The following is a 16,162-nucleotide window of genomic DNA, read 5'->3' as shown; positions in this document are numbered from 1 at the left end:
TAGGCCTTCGCGCCCGAGTCAGCGAGGGGCGCGGTTCAAGGACAACTCAGGCCTGCCAGTCGAGGCCCCAGTCCCGGTAGCGTTCGGGATCGTCGATCCAACGTTCGCGGACCTTGACGAAGAGATAGAGGTGCACCGGCCGCTCGATCAGCGTCTGCAGCTCCGCCTGGGCCTGTTCGCGAATCTTGCGGATGGTCCTGCCGCCCGCCCCGATGGCGATCCGTTTCTGGGTGTCGCGCTGCAGATAGATGGTCTGGTCGATCTTGACCGAGCCGTCCTTGAACTCTTCCCAGGCCTCCGTCTCGACGGTCAGAGCGTAGGGCAGCTCCTGGTGCAGGTTGAGGAAGAGCTTTTCCCGGGTCACCTCGGCGGCCAGAAGCCGCATCGGCAGGTCGGAGACCTGATCTTCGGGATAGAGCCACGGGCCCTGCGGCGCCTCCGCCGACAACCAGGCGAGCAGATCCTCGACACCGTCCCCGTTGAGAGCCGAGATCATGAAGGTGCGCTCGAACCCTCCAAGTTCGTTCAGGCTCGCCGACAAGGTCAGCAGGCTTTCGCGGGGCACCGCGTCCACCTTGTTCAGCGCGAGGATGCTTCGCCGAGCGCGTTTGGCCAACCCTTGCAGGATGTCCTGCGCCGCCGCATCGGGAGCCTGCCTTTGAGCGTCGAAGAGATAGACCACCAGGTCGGCATCCTGGACCGCGTTCCAGGCTGCCGCGACCATGGCGCGCTGCAGACGGTCCTTCGCCGCGAAGATCCCCGGCGTATCGACGAAGATCAACTGCACCTCGTCCCGCAGCGAGATCCCGCGCACCCGCGCGCGCGTGGTTTGAACCTTGTGGGTGACGATCGAGATCTTGCTGCCGACCGCTTGGTTCAGCAGGGTCGACTTGCCGGCGTTGGGGGCACCGACCAAGGCCACGACGGCGCAGCGCGACGCGGCGGCGCTCACGCGTCGTCGTCCGTCAGCAAGGCCAGCATCGCCTCGGCAGCGGCCTGCTCGGCATTTCTCTTCGACCGTCCCTCCGCTTCTGCATGGCGCCCGTCGGACAGGCTGACCCGAAGAGTGAAGTGCGGTGCATGATCGGGACCGCTCCGCGCGATCTCCTCGTAGCGGGGCAGCGCAAGGCCCCGGGCCTGGGTCCATTCCTGCAGCCTGGTCTTGGCATCCTGCGGCGGCGTCGGGTCCGCCTTCAGCAGCGGCGTCCAGATGGGGGCGATCAGGCGCCTGGCCGCCTCCAGCCCTCCATCGAGATAGAGCGCGGCGATCACCGCCTCGCAGGCATCGGCCAGAGTGGCCGGGTTCTCGCGCCCGCCGGAGTCCTGCTCGCCGCGCGACAAGGACAGATGGGGCCCGAGATCGAGACCAGCGGGGCCCGCCACCTCAGCCAAGGTCTCGCGGCGCACCAGAGCGGCGAAGCGCTTGCCGAGCGCACCCTCATTCTCCTGCGGGAAACTGCGGTAAAGCAGTTCGGCGACGAGGCACCCCAGAATGCGGTCGCCAAGAAACTCCATGCGCTCGTATGAGCCTTCGGCGGTGCCAGCGCGGCTGGCGTGGGTCAGTGCCTGCGCAAGCAGCGCCGGGTCGGCGAAGTCATGGCCCAGACGGCGCATGAGCGCCGTCAGGTCGCCCTCGGATCCAGGCGCCGCCGCAGCCTTGCCGGTCGTGGCACTACTCGATGCCATCGAACAGTCGGCTCCAGCGGATGGCGAAGGGCCATTTCCAGACTTCCCAGAGACGTGCAGAGCCATCGTAGGAAAAGAACAGGAATTCGGCACGGCCGACCAGGTTCTCGCGCGGCACGAAACCGACCAGCCGCTGGGCGCGGCTGTCCTGACTGGAATCCCGATTGTCTCCCATCGCGAAGTAGTGACCTTCGGGGACCTGATAGACCGGGGTGTCATCGAAGGGCATGTCGTCCGACCGCTCCCAGATCAGGTGGCGGCGTCCGTTGGGCAGCGTTTCGATGTACTCGGTGATGGTTCCGGCCGTGCCGGGCACGACGCTCTCCGCCACGCGCTCGCGCTTCACCGGCGTTCCGTTGATGTTCAGTATTCCCCCGACCACCTGGATCCGGTCGCCAGGCAGCCCGACGATCCGTTTGATGTAGTCGGTACGGTTGTCGGTCGGCAGCTTGAAGACCGCGACGTCGCCGCGCTCCACCTCGCCACCCAGCACCCGTCCCTCGAAAGGGATGATCCCCCAGGGCAGCGAATGGCGGCTGTAGCCGTAGGAGAACTTGGAGACGAAGAGGTAGTCGCCGATCAGCAGCGTCGGCAGCATCGAGCCCGAGGGAATGTTGAAGGGTTCGTAAGCGAAGGTGCGCAGAGTCAGCGCGATCAGCACGGCGTAGACGATCGTGCGGATGGTATCCCAAAATCCTTCGCCGGCGCTCTTGTTCGCCTTGGCCATAGAAGCTCGCTACTCGCTACCTGGGGTTACTGGCGGGTGGACTCGATGTGGCTGGAGTTCGATCAGGACTGCCCGAACGGCGGGGCAGCATATAGCGCTAGTCGTCGCCGGACGGAACCGCCGAGATGATGACCATCGCCTGAGCCAAGGGATAGTCGTCGGTGATGGTGATGTCGATCTGCGCCCGAGTGCCGGGCGGCAGCAGTTCGGCGAGGCGCTCGGCCGCCCCCTCGGTCAGCGCCATGGTCGGCTTGCCGCTGGGCAGGTTGACCACGCCCATATGCTTCCAGTGTACGCCGCGCCGCGGCACGCCGGTACCGAGGGCCTTTGCACAGGCCTCCTTGGCGGCGAAGCGCTTGGCGTAGGTCGCAGCGGCGAGCCGCCGGCGCTCGGCTTTGGCGATTTCCGCTTCGGTAAAGACCCTCTGGGTGAAACGGCTGCCGAAGCGCTCCAGCGTCTTTTCGACCCGCCGAATATCGATCAGGTCGCTGCCGATCCCGATGATCATGGTTGTCAGCGCTTAGGCCGAGCGGGCGCCGAGCGCCTCGGCCCTGGCCTTGTCCATCACGGCCCGCATCCGCTTGATCGCGGAGTCCAGGCCGCTGAAGATCGCTTCGCCGATCAGGAAGTGGCCGATATTCAGTTCGACGACGTTCGGGATGCCGGCGACCGGCGAGACGTTGTCGAAGGTGAGACCATGGCCGGCATGGCATTCCAGCCCAAGAGCCTCGGCCTGACGGGCGCCCTGCACCAACCGCTGCAGCTCGGCCTCCGTCTCGGCGCTGTCCGCCCCCTCCAGGAAGGCTTCGCAGTAGGCACCGGTGTGCAGCTCGATCACCGGGGCGCCCAGCAGCTTGGCCGCCTCCAACTGCCGCTCGTCGGCATCGACGAAGAGGGACACGCGGATGTCGGCGGAAGTCAGTTCGTCGACGTAACGGCGCAGGGAGTTCATCTGGCCGTAGGCATCCAAACCGCCTTCGGTGGTCACCTCGTTGCGCTTCTCCGGCACGATGCAGGCCGCATGCGGCCGGTGGCGCAGGGCGATCTCCAGCATCTCGTCGGTAGCAGCCATCTCCAGGTTGAGCGGCAGCTCGATCTCGGCCGAAAGGGCAGCGATGTCGGCATCGGTCATGTGCCGGCGATCCTCGCGCAGGTGCGCGGTGATACCGTCGGCTCCGGCGGCGGCGGCCATGCGTGCCGAGCGCAGCGGGTCGGGATGGCGGCCACCGCGCGCGTTGCGGATGGTCGCGACATGGTCGATGTTGACACCGAGACGCAGGCGCTGGGTCATCGCCCCGTTTCCTTTCCTTTCAACCTGGCCGATCCTTCGGACCGTGCCCAGAAGGGTAGAGGCGCGGCACGGCGGGTGCAAAGGCCCGGGACTGCAAGGCTGCCGTGCGGACGGCCGGCGGCCTGGAGACTGGCGAACGAAATCATCCGCGGGCCCGCTCGACGGAGGTGATGTTGGGCATGGCCCGCAAGGCCGCCATGATGTTGGTCAGATGCTTGACGTCGCTGACCTCGACATCGATCAGAAGCTCGTAAAAGTCCAGTGCCCGCCGAGTGAACTTCAGATTCGAGATGTTGCCTTCGTTGCGGCCGATCACCGTGGACAGGCCGCCGAGCACGCCCGGCTCGTTGTTCACCGTCAAGAAGAGCCGCCCGGTGAAGGGCTCCTCGCCCGGGTCGTTCGCCCAGCCCAGATCGACCCAGCGCTCCGGAGTGTCCTGAAACTGCTGCAGCGTGTCGCAGTCGATGGTGTGGACCGTGACCCCCTTGCCCGTGGTCACGATACCGACGATGCGGTCGCCGGGCAGCGGATGGCAGCAATTGGCGAAATGGACGGCCATACCAGGGATCAAACCCTTGATCGGAATGGCAAAATGATCGCCAGCCTTGTTACGCCGCGCCCGCGCGATGGGAACGACCTTGTCCTTGTCGCCTTTGGTCTGCTCGCGCACGCCCGGGAAGACGGCCACCACCACGTCGCGGGCGGTGAGATGGCCTTGGCCGACGGCGATGCAGACCTCTTCCACCGAGTCCTGCTTCAGCTTCTTCAGAATACCGGCCACCGCCTTCTCGGTGTAGTCGTAGCCCTCGCTCTTGAAGACCCGCTCCAGCATCTGGCGGCCGAGTTGCAGGTACTGGCTGCGCTGCTCGTTACGGATGAAGCGGCGGATACAGGCCTTGGCCTTGCCGCTGACCGCGATGTTTTCCCAGTCCGGCGAGGGAGTCTGCGCCTTCGAGGTGACGATCTCGACCTGATCGCCGTTGCTCAGTTCATGGCGCAGAGGCAGCAGGCGGCCGTTGACCCGCGCTCCGACGGTCCGGTTGCCGACCTCGGTGTGGACGGCATAGGCGAAGTCGATCGGGGTCGCGCCACGCGGCAGCGCGATCAGATCGCCCTTGGGCGTGAAGCAGAAGACCTGGTCCTGGAACATCTCCAGCTTGGTGTGTTCCAGGAATTCCTCGGGATTCTGAGCATGCTCCAGAATATCCAGCAGCTCGCGCAGCCAACGGTACTGGCGCCCCTCGACCTGACGATCTTCGGGATCCGACTTGTAGACCCAATGGGCCGCCACGCCGTACTCGCAGATCTCGTGCATCTCCAGCGTCCGGATCTGAACCTCGATCCGTTGCTGTTCCGGGCCGAAGTAGAGGCCGGTGTGCAGCGAGCGATAGCCGTTGGGCTTAGGCGTCGAGATGTAGTCCTTGATCCGGCCCGGCATCACCGGATAGCGCGAATGAATTGCCCCAAGCGCCTGATAGCACTCGGGAATGTCTTTCACGATCACGCGAAAGGCCATGATGTCAGCCAGATGCTCGAAGCCGACATTGCGCTTCTGCATCTTGCGCCAGATCGAATAGGGCGCCTTGATCCGGCCGGAGATGCGGGCGTCCACACCATCCTCCGCCATATCCCGGGTCAGGCGTTCGATGATCCTCCGGCTCAGGTCGTCGCCATCGGACTTCAGGAACTCCAGCCGGTTGACGATGGACTCCCTGGCATCGGGGTTCAGCTCGGTAAAGGCGAGATCTTCCAACTCGTCCTTGAAGCGGTTGAGGCCGATGCGCTCGGCTAAAGGCGCATAGATATCGGCGGTTTCGCGCGCGATCCGCCGGCGCTTGTCGGGCGACTTGATAAAGCGCAGGGTGCGCATGTTGTGAAGACGGTCGGCCAGCTTGACCAGCAGAACCCGAATGTCCTCCGACATTGCGACCACGAGCTTGCGGAAGTTCTCCGCATGCTTCGACTGCTCCGACTGCAGCTCGATGCGAGTCAGCTTGGTGACGCCGTCGACGAGGCGCGCGATCTCCGCCCCGAAAAGTCTCTCCAGTTCCTCCAGCGTCGCATCGGTGTCCTCGACCACGTCGTGCAGCAGAGCGGTCACGATGGAATCGGCGTCGAGCTTGAGGTCGGTGAGGATCCCGGCGACCTCGATCGGATGGGAGAAATAGGGGTCGCCCGAGGCACGGCGCTGGGATCCGTGCCGCTTCATGGCATAGACGTAGGCCTTATTGAGCCGGTCTTCGTCGGCAGCCGGGTCATAGGAGGTAACCCGTTCGACCAGCTCGAACTGGCGCAGCATACTTGGTCCTCAGGCGCAGGTCTGTTTCGTTCTACTTGTTCGAATGTAAGATAAGGGGCGCTCCCTCCAAGCGCCAAGCAAAAGCCGGCACCCTTTGCAGCACGTAAAATTCAACTAGAGTTGAAAGAAAAAACGCCGCTGCGCCAAAACCCGTGGGTCGGGCCGGCGCAACGGCGTCTTTGCAACGTCTTGCCAATGGCAACGGGACCAAGCCGGTCTCCGCGAAGGGCGGCTGGCTCAGGCGCCCCGCTCGGTCTCTTCGGACGCATCCGGCCGAGGCGTCGGGGCCGGTGCCGGCGTCTCGCCGCTGACTTCGGCCTCCAGGCTGGCTGCCAGCGCGATCTCGGCCATATCGTCGTCTTCCGGCGCATCTTCCTTGTGGAACCGCTGCATAAGCGTGATGCGCTCCTCTAGAAGCTGGTCGGGGTCGACCTTGACCTCGGCAATCTCCCGCAGGGATACGACCGGGTTCTTATCGTTGTCCCGCTCCAGCGTCAGCGGAGCCCCCGAGGAGATGTCGCGGGCGCGCTGCGCAGCCAACACCACCAGATCGAAGCGGTTGGGGATCTTTTCGACACAGTCTTCAACGGTCACGCGCGCCATGCGGGCGAACCTCCTTCAGCCAGAGAAACAGCTCTGTGATTGCAAGTCGCTGTTATAGGCGGCGGTGCCGCCTGCTGCAAGCCGGTGCGGCTGGAAACAGGCTAGGCTGAGAGGCTTTCGCAGCGCTTTCTCGCCACGGCCAGCTAGAGCCTGCTCCGCTTGTTGCGCAGCCCCTCACCGCACTTGCGTTGGCAGACGGCGCCGACGTTCCGCTCCCACCCGGTGCGATAGAGGCTGGCGAAGGGTTCGTCCTGCAGGATGTCCTCCAGCGGCCGCGTCCGGATGTTGTAGTCCTCGAAGCGGCGGCCAGCCTGCGCCTGCAGCCCCCGTTCCTCCTCCGAATGATCGATCCAGCAGCAGGCGGAGACGTTGCCGTCGGCGGTGATGTAGGGCCGGTTCAGCATCTGTGCCTTGCAACGGATGCCGTTGATGCCCGCGGCGGCCTCTGCCGCCTTGCCGTCCGACGGCACGGGTCTGGCAACCTCCTCCTCCAGGTCCGGCGCCGTGCGGACGCGTTCGCGATAGTTGGCTGCGGAGAGCCGGGAGGGCTCCAGCTTGCCGGGCGTCCCGTCGGGAAAGACGTAGTCGAAGCGTTGGGTCTTGCCGAAACGGATCGTGTCGATCAGTACGAAATGCCGAAACCCCAGGCTGCGCGAGAGATCTCGCGCCTCCTCGACCTGATGTTCGTTGTGCCGGAACAGGATGTAGTACCAGTCCGCTACGGCGCCGCTCGCCAGGTAAGCCTCCGCGTTAGCCAAGATCCTGTCGAAGTCCGTGTTGATCCGGTAAAGCGCATTGGTATCGCGCAGGCCATCGATATGAAGTTCCAGATGAGAGCCGTTGCGGGCCATCACCTCTCCGAAACGCTGCCACCAATCGCGATTTCGCAGGCTACCGTTGGTGGAAACGACCAAACGAACGCCCTGGGCGGTCAAGTAGTCGCAAATCTCCAGGCACTCGCTGGCGGCCAAGGCATCGCCGAGCCCGCCACCGAACTGCACTTCCTCGACACGTCGGCAGAAGGCCGGGGTGAACTGTGCGGTGAAATCATCGAGCGTCAGTTCGATCTTCCGAACCTTCTGCCGATTGACCTGACAGCGGTTCATGGCGTCGGTGCGCCCGCACATGGGGCAACCGGCATTGCACTTGTCCGTCAGTTCGACATGAAAGCTGTAGGGCCGGTCGGGATCGAACACTGGCACTATCCTCCACTGCCGCAGAAAGCCTTAACAGGCTTAGCTTGCAACTTGGGGATGATTGCCCGAGATTCGAGAAAGACCGGTTCCACCGCCGCCGCGGCATCCCGTCACACCGTGGTCACGGAGCCCGGGGTCAGCGGAGCGAACTCACCCGGTCCTCGATCGGCTCGGCCTCGGACCCCGGCGGCAGGTCTGCAATCAGATCGCCGATCGACCGGCCTGTGACCGGATGGCGCCAGTCCGGTGCAAGTTCGGCCAACGGACGCAGGACAAAGTCCCGGTCCTGCATGCGCGGGTGCGGGAGGCAGAGACCCTCCAGCTCCTCCAGCACGCGGCCATGCCAGTCGATCAAATCGAGGTCGAGAACCCGGGCCGCATTGCGCAAACCTCGTCGGCGCCCGAAAGCCGCCTCCAGGTCGTGAAGTCTCGCCAAGGTGTCCCGTGGGCCATCGCTCGTCTCCAGCTCCGCGACGCCGTTCACGTACCAGGGCTGATCCGAGAGCGGCCAGGGGGGCGAGCGATACCAGCGGGAGCGTCGCCGCACCGAAAGGGCCCCGTCGTCAAGCTGACCAAGCGCTTCCTCAAGAACGCGACACGGCGGGCCGTACAGTTCATGTGAGAGATTTGAACCAAGAGCGATGAATATCATTAAAAAGACCTGCGACCCCTAGGGATTCCAGTCGAGTTTTGCTTGCTCGTCCGAAACGGAAGTGCCAAGTTCGCGGCCGGCGTTCCGGCGCCGGCATTTGACAATTTATTTGTCACCCGCAACGCCCCACTTTGTTGTTTTTTACGATTGTAGCTGGAGTTCCCAAAGCAATGCAGTTCTATCCGGAAGAGCGCGTCGCGCTTTTCATCGATGGTGCGAATCTCTATGCCACCGCTCGCACCTTGGGATTCGATATCGATTACAAACGCCTTTACAATTTGTTTGCTGGAGAGTGCCGCCTTGTGCGCGCCTTCTACTACACGGCACTTGTCGAAGATCAAGAATATTCTCCGATCCGGCCATTGATCGATTGGCTGGACTATAACGGTTATTCGATGATCACCAAGCCGACCAAGGAGTTCACGGACTCCATGGGACGGCGAAAGATCAAGGGCAACATGGATATCGAGTTGGCCGTCGACATGATGGAGATGGCCGATCGGTTGGATCATGTGGTGCTGTTTTCAGGCGATGGCGATTTCCGCAGCCTGATCGAGGCGGTGCAACGTCGAGGCGTTCGCGCGACGGTCATCTCTTCGATCCGCTCGTCGCCACCGATGATCGCCGACGAATTAAGGCGCCAAGCGGACAATTTCATCGACCTCGGCGATCTGCAAACCTCGGTCGAGCGACAGCTTCCCGCCGACCATCCGCGTCAACGCGAACGTCACGATCGCCCGGCCGAGGACGGCGACGCCGTGACCGCGGACTCGATGGAAGAGGTCGAGGACGAGTACGAAGACACCTGACGTCGCCGGAATGACGCCGCTCTTCGCTGACGCCGTAGCCCCATCGTGCTGACACCAGATCCTGACTGCGCGCTCTGCCCCCGTCTGACCGAGTTTCGGCAGGTTAACCGCGACGCCCATCCCGATTTCTTCAACAGACCGGTGCCGAGCTTCGGCGAAGGCGATGTCCGCCTGCTGATCGTCGGACTGGCACCCGGGCTGCGCGGTGCCAACCGGACAGGGCGCCCCTTCACCGGGGACTTCGCGGGCGATCTGCTCTACGCGGCTCTGCAGCGCCACGGCTTCGCCCGCGGAAGCTACGCCAAGCACAAGGATGACGGTCTGGAGCTGATCGGCTGCCGGATCGCCAACGCCGTGCGTTGCGTGCCGCCGGAAAACAAGCCGACCCCGGCGGAGATCGCGGAGTGCCGACCCTTCCTGGAGGCGGAGCTTAAAGGTCTGCCGAAGCTGGAGGGCGTGCTTGCCCTCGGCCAGATCGCCCATACGGCGACCCTCGCAGCGCTTGGCTTTAAGAAGTCGGCCAAACCGTTCCTGCATGGTGCTTTCCACGATCTGGCGGACGGCTTGCCCTGGCTGGCAAACAGCTACCACTGCTCGCGCTACAATCAGAACACCCGGCGCCTGACGCCGGAGATGTTCGATGCCGTGATCGCCGGCCTTGCCAAGCGGGTGAAGCCTTTCGACTGACCCCCCGCATCAAGGCTGCGACTCATAACCAGTAGCTGACGATGGCAGCAATCTGGGCGGCAGCGAGGAAGTTCACAGCGAGCCGGTCGTAGCGTGTGGGGATACGTCAGTGGAAACCCTGTTATGGGCCCCAGTCCAAGAGGCTCCTTTGCTGAGAGAGTAATAGCCCGATACCAAACGAACCGAATACAGCCGCAGTCATCCATCGGATGGCTTTTCTAAACAGAACTGACGCATTTATTTTTTGAGCTATAGCTTCTGACACCAAAGCAACCAAAACGAGGACTACGGTTGCAACCAGCAGATAGATCAACCCCAATATTGCAAGCTGCTCTGCTACATGTCCTTCTGCCGGGCGAATGAATTGAGGAAGTAGGGCGAGCATGAATAGTGCGACTTTTGGATTAGTGATATTGACAAGAGCCGACTCAAGGAAAATGCGTCTAAGCTGAAGCGGTCGCTCTGACAATCGAGGCTTCATAATGCTATCATTTTTCAAAGCGCGGTAGGCGAGGACGAAAAGATAGATAGCTCCAACGATTTTGAGAATCGTGAAAGCGACGGCCGAAGTCTGCACTAGAGCGGAGACACCGACGGCCACCGCCAACACGTGAACAGAAATACCAAATGCCGTTCCAAAGCTTGAAACAATGCCGGCCGCCCTACCGAACGCTAGAGTTCGATTGATTGTATACATCCAACCAGGCCCTGGTGTGCCGGCGAGAGCAATACTTGCCAATGTAAACGGCAACAACTGCGATACTGGGTCAATAACTTGAAGCATATTTACCCCTGTGGCTTCAGATCAGCACCACATACCGGCCCCTGCCGTATGTCAGAAATTTCTTATTTATGAATACTCTACTCTTCGGGAGGCTAGCCCCCCTTTACTGATCGGTACGATCAAGGCGTCAACTCCCCTGTCTGAAAATGCCTTTGGGCCTCGTCGACCGTCATCCGACCCTACTCTTTCCGCCAGCACTAGCAGGTCATCTGCAGCTCGCCGAAACGTCGAACGACCTCGCCGGTGTTAATCCCTTCGACCAGCAGAAACTCCGCAGCACGCAACTTCGAGACAGTCTCCTCGGGACGATACCGTTTCCCATCAGTCTCTCTTCTCCTTCGAACGAGCCAATCCTCCATCCAAAGTAGCCTCGTTCGAGCGAGGCTGGTCACATTTGGCGATACTGATGCGGCAGCACCTAAAACAGCGTCTGCTGATCTCAAGACGTGAGTTCGCTCAGGCGTCTCCTCCGTCGACCCATCGATCTGATCTGTAGGATGCAGAGCGAGAGAAGGAGAGCCGCAAAGATCTGGACGGACGGCAGAACGCCCAGGATATTGGCAAGAAGCCCGACGCCAATCACCGGGATCCCGAAACCAAGATAGATGACGACATAGAAGCTCGACAGAACGTCAGCGCGGCGGTCGGCCGGTGCCAGTCGGTTGATCTCTGTCAACCCACCGAGAAAGGTCATACCGTGACCGCTTCCTGCTATAGCTGAAGCGAGAAGCATCAACGTCAGCGATGCCTTCGCACCCGCAATGGCTAACAGAAACAGCCCAGCTGACAGCAATAGTACCCCGGCCCTCTGCAAGTGAAATGGTTGCTTACCGTGTGTTGAAATTTGGGCTGCCAAGGAGCACCCGAGCATTAAAGCAACTGAGCCTCCGGTAACGGCTAAGTTTACATCCGATGATAACTCGATGATGTACGTAGGCACGAGACTAAGGAACACGCCCAGCACAGAAAAAGCCATGAAATTGGCGGCTCCACTGACTGAGAATTCATCACGCATCGAGGGCGGTATCGATGGGCGGCGGAGACGCCATTTCTGTGCGGAGCGCACATTCGGAAAACACGCTACCGTTGCTGCCGCCCCACCCAGCAGCGCCGCTTCCAGCAAAAAGGGAAGCACGAAGGGCGCTGGCGCATACTGAGCCAGCATCCCTGCAACCAGCGGCCCGGCCGCCAACCCTCCTAAGGACGCCAAGGTCGAAATCAGCATCGCACGACGCTTGTTACCGTGTGGTTCCAACTCGCTTAGAGCTGCGGTGAGGGTGCCTGCAGCGATACCTACCGCCAGACCTTGCAGGATACGAGCGAGCAGAAGCCACGTAACGCTGTTGGCGGTGGCAAAGGCGAGCGCGCCCAGCGTTGCCAAGATAATGGCTGGCCAGAGGACGCGGCGTCGACCGATGGTGTCGGATAGCGGGCCAGCGATGAGCAGAGACGGGACCAGCGCGCCAACATAGACGGCAAAAACAAGCGTTATGACGAGCGGCGAAAGCCCGAACTCAACAGCATAGACATAATAAAGCGGGGTCGCGAGGTTTGTCCCCATCAGCAAGACAAACAGCGTGTAGGCAGCAGCCCAGAAAGCAGGCCGGCTATCGCGTGTCTGAGAGGTCGGGCAGGGCTGCACCATATGCATCCACGTTTGGCGTTTTTGGTCGATCGTGTTACGAATGATGGCAAGACGGTCGGTCATCTTGATAGCATGGTAGCTCATAGCAAGCGTTCAGATATTGTGGATAATGGGTTGGAGTTGGTGCACCGGAATGGGTTCACCAGCACTGGCGTGGCGGCCATAGCAGCCGCAGGCGGCGCCCCGAAGGGCTCTTTCTACAATCACTTTAAGAGCAAAGAAGATTTTGCTCTTGCCATTCTCACTCTCTACTTTTCTGAGATTCGTTCGAAGCTTACAGAAATCCTCGACGACCGGGGTCAATCACCGAGAAATAGAATTAGAAATTACTTTTTATTGCTTCACGGAATGGGCGTAGAAGATGGGTTTGCTAGAGGCTGTCTGATTGGCAACCTTAGCGTGGAACTTGCACCGACAAACCACACTGTTCGCCCTTGTTTAGCGGAACTCCTGAAGGAGTGGGCCCTGCTTCTGTCGAGGCCCATTGCCGAAGCTCAAGATGCTGGCGAGGTTCGCAACGATATCTCCGCTACGGTTCTGGCTGCAGTCATTATCGATGCCTGGCAGGGGGCTCTGCTAAGAGCGAAAGTTGAACGTAGGCCTGACAGCCTGGATGCCTTCTTGGGCATACTCTTGCCGGCACTTCTGACCGAGCCCTCCCAATGAAAGTCATACCGCTAGCAAGAGAGGATCTCGATCGCCTCGAACCGTTGTGGGGTTTGCTCCACGCCCACCATCAAAGCGTTGCCCCTGAATTGGCGCCATACGTAGAAGCAAGAACATCGTGGATTGGGCGGCGCACTCAGTACGAAGAGGCTTTTAGGAGACGAGGCGGAGGTTTTCTGGTTCAGGACGCCGGCATTGATGTCGGCTACGCTGTCTATAGCGTCCGACCGACGTATCGCCCCGCGACCTTCGTCGCGCATGTTGACGTCGTAGAACTGTCCACACTGTTTGTCCGGCAGGAGTATCGCGGCAGGCATATAGGCTCGATGTTGTCAGAAGCTGTGGATGCTTCGGTGGCAGCGCGAGGTTTCCTAAACCAGATGGTTGGCGTTATTCCCGGCAATAGCGAGGCAGTCGACTTTCACGCGAAACGGGGGTTTGCCCCCACTTGGCTTACTCTAACGCGGTTTGGTCGCTCACCACCGGTCTCTAAAAGCTTTTCGAATGCGGGCATCAAAACCGCGGCACCGGCCGAAGTTGATCGACTGCGTTCGCTATGGCTTACGCTGCATCATCATCATCAAAGAGTCGCTCCAGAGCTGGGGCCATTCGTTTCTGATGAAGTTTCGTGGGATGCAATTAGGCGGCTGTTTCAGCGCACAGCAACTGAGGGGATACTGCTGTGGATCGAGGACGCAGGGGAGCCGATTGCTGTAGCTTGCACCACGATCTCGCGAAATGAGACGACAATGGCCGAGACTCGGCTTACTGGCCGAGACTTGGCGGAAGTCAGAGTGCTAGTCGTTGCCGATCACCTGCGAGGCAGAGGCATCGGATCGGCTTTGTTAGCCTCTGTTCAAAGACGGCTGTCCTCAGTCGGCGTCAATGACCTGATGATCGGTGCGATCTATCCCAACCTGGATGCGATCCGTCTCTATAAACGTCAAGGCTTTCGCCCGGCATGGCTCGAAATGACCCGTCAGATGTCCGATGCCTCCGGCGTCACCCACAACTCATCCAAAGTGTGACGAGTGACGTAGAGCCTAACCTGAAAAGAATTAACTGATTTCAGTGGGTTGTGGTTCCGTTCGCTTGCTAGGGCTGGGACTTATAACTAGTAGCTAACGACGGCGGCGATCTGGAGGACGGCGAGGAAGTTGACGGCGAGCCTGTCGTAACGGGTAGCGATGCGGCAGAAGTCCTTCAGCCGGTTGAGCATGCGCTCGATGCCGTTGCGGCTGCGGTACAGGTAAGGCGAGAAGCAGCTTTTCCAGCGGCGGTTGACCTTTTGGGCGGGATGTTGGGCGCGGCGCCCTTGGCCTCGATCTCCCGGCGCACGGCGTTGCTGTCGCAGCCCTTGTCGCCATGCACCAAATCGGCGGCCGGCACGTAGTAGCGGGCCGGCAGACTGCTCTCGAACAGAACCTTCGTCTGACTGCTGCGTGCCACCGCCACGCCGTTGAACAGGACCTCGAGCGTCTCGCTCAGATCCACCACGTCGATCCGGGGTTTCTGTCTGCTTTCGGCCATGACCGTCTCCCTTCCCGTGAAGCCGACCCTGGTAAAGCCGACACCGGAACGAGTCCCGACCGAGAGGCCGCCGATACAGAACCCTTAGGCCGGGATCCGCTCTAGCGTCGACGCCGCCCCTTCTTCACATAGGGATTCTCTCCGGCGCGTGCGAAGAGCCGGATGGGTGTTCCGGGAAGATCGAAATCCTGGCGCAGGGCGTTCTCCAGGTAGCGCAGATAGCTGTCCGGCAGGTCCTTGGGCATCGAGCAGAAGACGACGAAGGTCGGCGGCCGGGTTTTCGCCTGGGTCACGTACTTGACGCGGATCCGCCGTCCGCCGGGCGCCGGCGGCGGGTGCTGAGCCGTCGCGGTCTCCAACCAGCGGTTCAACTGGCCGGTCGGCAGACGCACGTTCCAGACCTCATAGGCTGCGAAGACGGCCTCCAACAGCTTGTCTAGACCACGGCCCTGAAGAGCCGAAACCGGGACGATCGACACCCCCTTGGTCTGCGGCAAGGATCGCTCCAGGCGGTCGCGCAGCAGCCGCATGGCGCCGATCCGGTCCGTACAGGCATCCCACTTGTTGACGGCGATCACCAGCGCCCGCCCCTCCTCAATCACCGTACGGGCGATCGTGAGATCCTGCTTCTCCAGAGGAGCCTCGTCCGGGCCGACGGCACCGTCGAGCAGCAGCACGACGACGTTGGCGAAATCGATGGTGCGTTTCGTATCGGCGGCGGACAGGCGCTCGACCTTGTCCTCGACCCTAGCCCGTTTGCGGAGCCCCGCCGTATCGACCAGTCGCACGGGTCGGCCCTGGAAGGCCCAGTCGAGTTCGATCGCGTCGCGGGTGATCCCCGCCTCCGGACCGGTCAGCAGGCGCTCCTCGCCGACCAGGCGGTTGATTAAGGTGGACTTACCGACGTTGGGGCGGCCAACCACCGCCATCTGCAGCGGGCCGTAGTCGCGCTCGGCCTCCAGCTCTTCGTCCTCTTCGCTTGCCGCCTCGGCCGGAAGCGCCAGCGCGTCCTCCTCGCCTTGCGGTACGTAGGGCCGCATCACCTCATGCAGGTCTCCGAAGCCCAGGCCGTGCTCGGCCGAAATGGCGAGCGGCTCGCCCAGGCCGAGACTGTAGGCATCCAGCATCCCGGCCTCCGCCGCTCGCCCCTCGCACTTGTTGGCGAGCAGAAGCGTTTTGGCCGACGCCCGGCGCAACAGGTCTGCGAAGTGCGCATCCAGCGGTGTGACGCCGGCTCGTGCATCGATCAGGAAGAAAACGAGATCCGCTTCGGCGATGGCGCGCTCGGTCTGCTGGCGCATCCGCGCCTCCAGGGAGTCGTCGAGCGCATCTTCCAGGCCCGCCGTATCGATCACGCGAAACTCGAGCTCGTAGAGACGCCCCTGCCCCTCGCGCCGGTCGCGGGTGACGCCCGGCTGGTCGTCGACCAGGGCCGCACGCCGGCCGACCAGGCGGTTGAAGAGGGTCGACTTGCCGACGTTGGGCCGACCGACGATGGCGACGGTGAAGGACATGAGGACTGCGCTGCTGCTTTCCGCGGCTGAGACGCCGCGCATATGGGGCCGCCGAGCGCGACTTGTCCAGGCC

16 protein-coding genes and 3 pseudogenes are annotated in these 16,162 nt (G+C 61.9%); 4 read left to right on the top strand and 15 right to left on the bottom strand.

Going from position 1 to position 16,162, the window contains the following annotated elements; translation table 11 throughout:
• Positions 1–46: 46 nt before the first annotated feature.
• From era to folK, 9 genes are all read right to left on the bottom strand, one after another.
• The gene (gene era / locus ACO054_RS04545) at positions 47–952 is read right to left on the bottom strand and encodes a GTPase Era (protein ID WP_421709260.1); all 906 of its coding nucleotides are present in this window, start codon (positions 950–952) and stop codon (positions 47–49) included.
• Positions 949–1,686 carry a ribonuclease III gene (rnc, locus tag ACO054_RS04540; RefSeq protein WP_421709259.1) on the bottom strand — a complete coding sequence of 246 codons (738 nt, stop codon included), beginning with the start codon at positions 1,684–1,686 and terminating at the stop codon, positions 949–951. The genes era and rnc overlap by 4 nt, the downstream gene beginning before the upstream one ends.
• Complete coding sequence (gene lepB / locus ACO054_RS04535) at positions 1,673–2,413, bottom strand: signal peptidase I (RefSeq protein ID WP_421709258.1); 741 nt, start codon at positions 2,411–2,413, stop codon at positions 1,673–1,675. The genes rnc and lepB overlap by 14 nt, the downstream gene beginning before the upstream one ends.
• Before the next feature lie 97 nt (positions 2,414–2,510).
• Positions 2,511–2,921 carry a holo-ACP synthase gene (acpS, locus tag ACO054_RS04530; RefSeq protein ID WP_421709257.1) on the bottom strand — a complete coding sequence of 137 codons (411 nt, stop codon included), beginning with the start codon at positions 2,919–2,921 and terminating at the stop codon, positions 2,511–2,513.
• Positions 2,922–2,933: 12 nt separating this feature from the next.
• A complete protein-coding gene (locus tag ACO054_RS04525; protein ID WP_421709256.1) occupies positions 2,934–3,704 on the bottom strand; it encodes a pyridoxine 5'-phosphate synthase in 771 nt (256 codons plus the stop codon).
• A gap of 142 nt (positions 3,705–3,846) precedes the next feature.
• Entirely contained in the window at positions 3,847–6,003 is a 2,157-nt protein-coding gene (locus tag ACO054_RS04520; RefSeq protein WP_421709255.1) for a RelA/SpoT family protein, read from the bottom strand.
• 237 nt (positions 6,004–6,240) lie between these two features.
• Positions 6,241–6,606: a DNA-directed RNA polymerase subunit omega gene (gene rpoZ, locus ACO054_RS04515; RefSeq protein WP_421709254.1), complete on the bottom strand. Its 366-nt coding sequence runs from the start codon at positions 6,604–6,606 to the stop codon at positions 6,241–6,243.
• Between the two features lie 143 nt (positions 6,607–6,749).
• Positions 6,750–7,802, bottom strand: a complete 1,053-nt coding sequence (locus tag ACO054_RS04510; RefSeq protein ID WP_421709253.1) for a radical SAM/SPASM domain-containing protein — start codon at positions 7,800–7,802, stop codon at positions 6,750–6,752.
• A gap of 136 nt (positions 7,803–7,938) precedes the next feature.
• Positions 7,939–8,454 carry a 2-amino-4-hydroxy-6-hydroxymethyldihydropteridine diphosphokinase gene (gene folK, locus ACO054_RS04505; RefSeq protein WP_421709252.1) on the bottom strand — a complete coding sequence of 172 codons (516 nt, stop codon included), beginning with the start codon at positions 8,452–8,454 and terminating at the stop codon, positions 7,939–7,941.
• Between the two features lie 170 nt (positions 8,455–8,624).
• Here folK and ACO054_RS04500 point away from each other — a divergent pair, with 170 nt between their 5' ends.
• Both ACO054_RS04500 and ACO054_RS04495 read left to right on the top strand, forming a co-directional pair.
• A complete protein-coding gene (locus tag ACO054_RS04500; RefSeq protein ID WP_421709251.1) occupies positions 8,625–9,263 on the top strand; it encodes an NYN domain-containing protein in 639 nt (212 codons plus the stop codon).
• A gap of 45 nt (positions 9,264–9,308) precedes the next feature.
• The gene (locus tag ACO054_RS04495) at positions 9,309–9,950 is read left to right on the top strand and encodes a uracil-DNA glycosylase (protein ID WP_421709250.1); all 642 of its coding nucleotides are present in this window, start codon (positions 9,309–9,311) and stop codon (positions 9,948–9,950) included.
• A 22-nt stretch (positions 9,951–9,972) separates the two neighbouring features.
• Here the strand turns inward: ACO054_RS04495 and ACO054_RS04490 are convergent.
• The 3 genes and pseudogenes from ACO054_RS04490 to ACO054_RS04480 all read right to left on the bottom strand — a co-directional run.
• Positions 9,973–10,056, bottom strand: a pseudogene (locus ACO054_RS04490) (IS5/IS1182 family transposase); the annotation flags it as partial.
• 15 nt (positions 10,057–10,071) lie between these two features.
• Positions 10,072–10,734: a LysE family translocator gene (locus tag ACO054_RS04485; RefSeq protein WP_421709249.1), complete on the bottom strand. Its 663-nt coding sequence runs from the start codon at positions 10,732–10,734 to the stop codon at positions 10,072–10,074.
• 439 nt (positions 10,735–11,173) lie between these two features.
• Complete coding sequence (locus tag ACO054_RS04480; RefSeq protein ID WP_421709248.1) at positions 11,174–12,442, bottom strand: MFS transporter; 1,269 nt, start codon at positions 12,440–12,442, stop codon at positions 11,174–11,176.
• Between the two features lie 9 nt (positions 12,443–12,451).
• Here ACO054_RS04480 and ACO054_RS04475 point away from each other — a divergent pair, with 9 nt between their 5' ends.
• Together ACO054_RS04475 and ACO054_RS04470 are read left to right on the top strand one after the other, a co-directional pair.
• Entirely contained in the window at positions 12,452–13,045 is a 594-nt protein-coding gene (locus tag ACO054_RS04475; protein WP_421709247.1) for a TetR family transcriptional regulator C-terminal domain-containing protein, read from the top strand.
• On the top strand, positions 13,042–14,073 hold the full coding sequence (locus tag ACO054_RS04470) for a GNAT family N-acetyltransferase (protein ID WP_421709246.1): 1,032 nt from the start codon (positions 13,042–13,044) through the stop codon (positions 14,071–14,073). The genes ACO054_RS04475 and ACO054_RS04470 overlap by 4 nt, the downstream gene beginning before the upstream one ends.
• Before the next feature lie 86 nt (positions 14,074–14,159).
• Here the strand turns inward: ACO054_RS04470 and ACO054_RS04465 are convergent.
• The 3 genes and pseudogenes from ACO054_RS04465 to der form a co-directional block, all read right to left on the bottom strand.
• A pseudogene (locus ACO054_RS04465) lies at positions 14,160–14,431 on the bottom strand (IS5/IS1182 family transposase); the annotation flags it as partial.
• Positions 14,432–14,455: 24 nt separating this feature from the next.
• Positions 14,456–14,575: pseudogene (locus tag ACO054_RS04460) on the bottom strand (hypothetical protein); the annotation flags it as partial.
• A 101-nt stretch (positions 14,576–14,676) separates the two neighbouring features.
• The gene (gene der, locus ACO054_RS04455) at positions 14,677–16,089 is read right to left on the bottom strand and encodes a ribosome biogenesis GTPase Der (RefSeq protein WP_421709245.1); all 1,413 of its coding nucleotides are present in this window, start codon (positions 16,087–16,089) and stop codon (positions 14,677–14,679) included.
• Positions 16,090–16,162 lie beyond the last annotated feature (73 nt).

Origin of the sequence: Algihabitans sp. (assembly GCF_965226985.1) — a bacterium.
GTDB lineage: Bacteria > Pseudomonadota > Alphaproteobacteria > Kiloniellales > DSM-21159 > Algihabitans.
The sequence above is the reverse complement of the archived record's forward strand: the minus strand, read 5'-3'. Positions and strand labels throughout refer to the sequence as shown.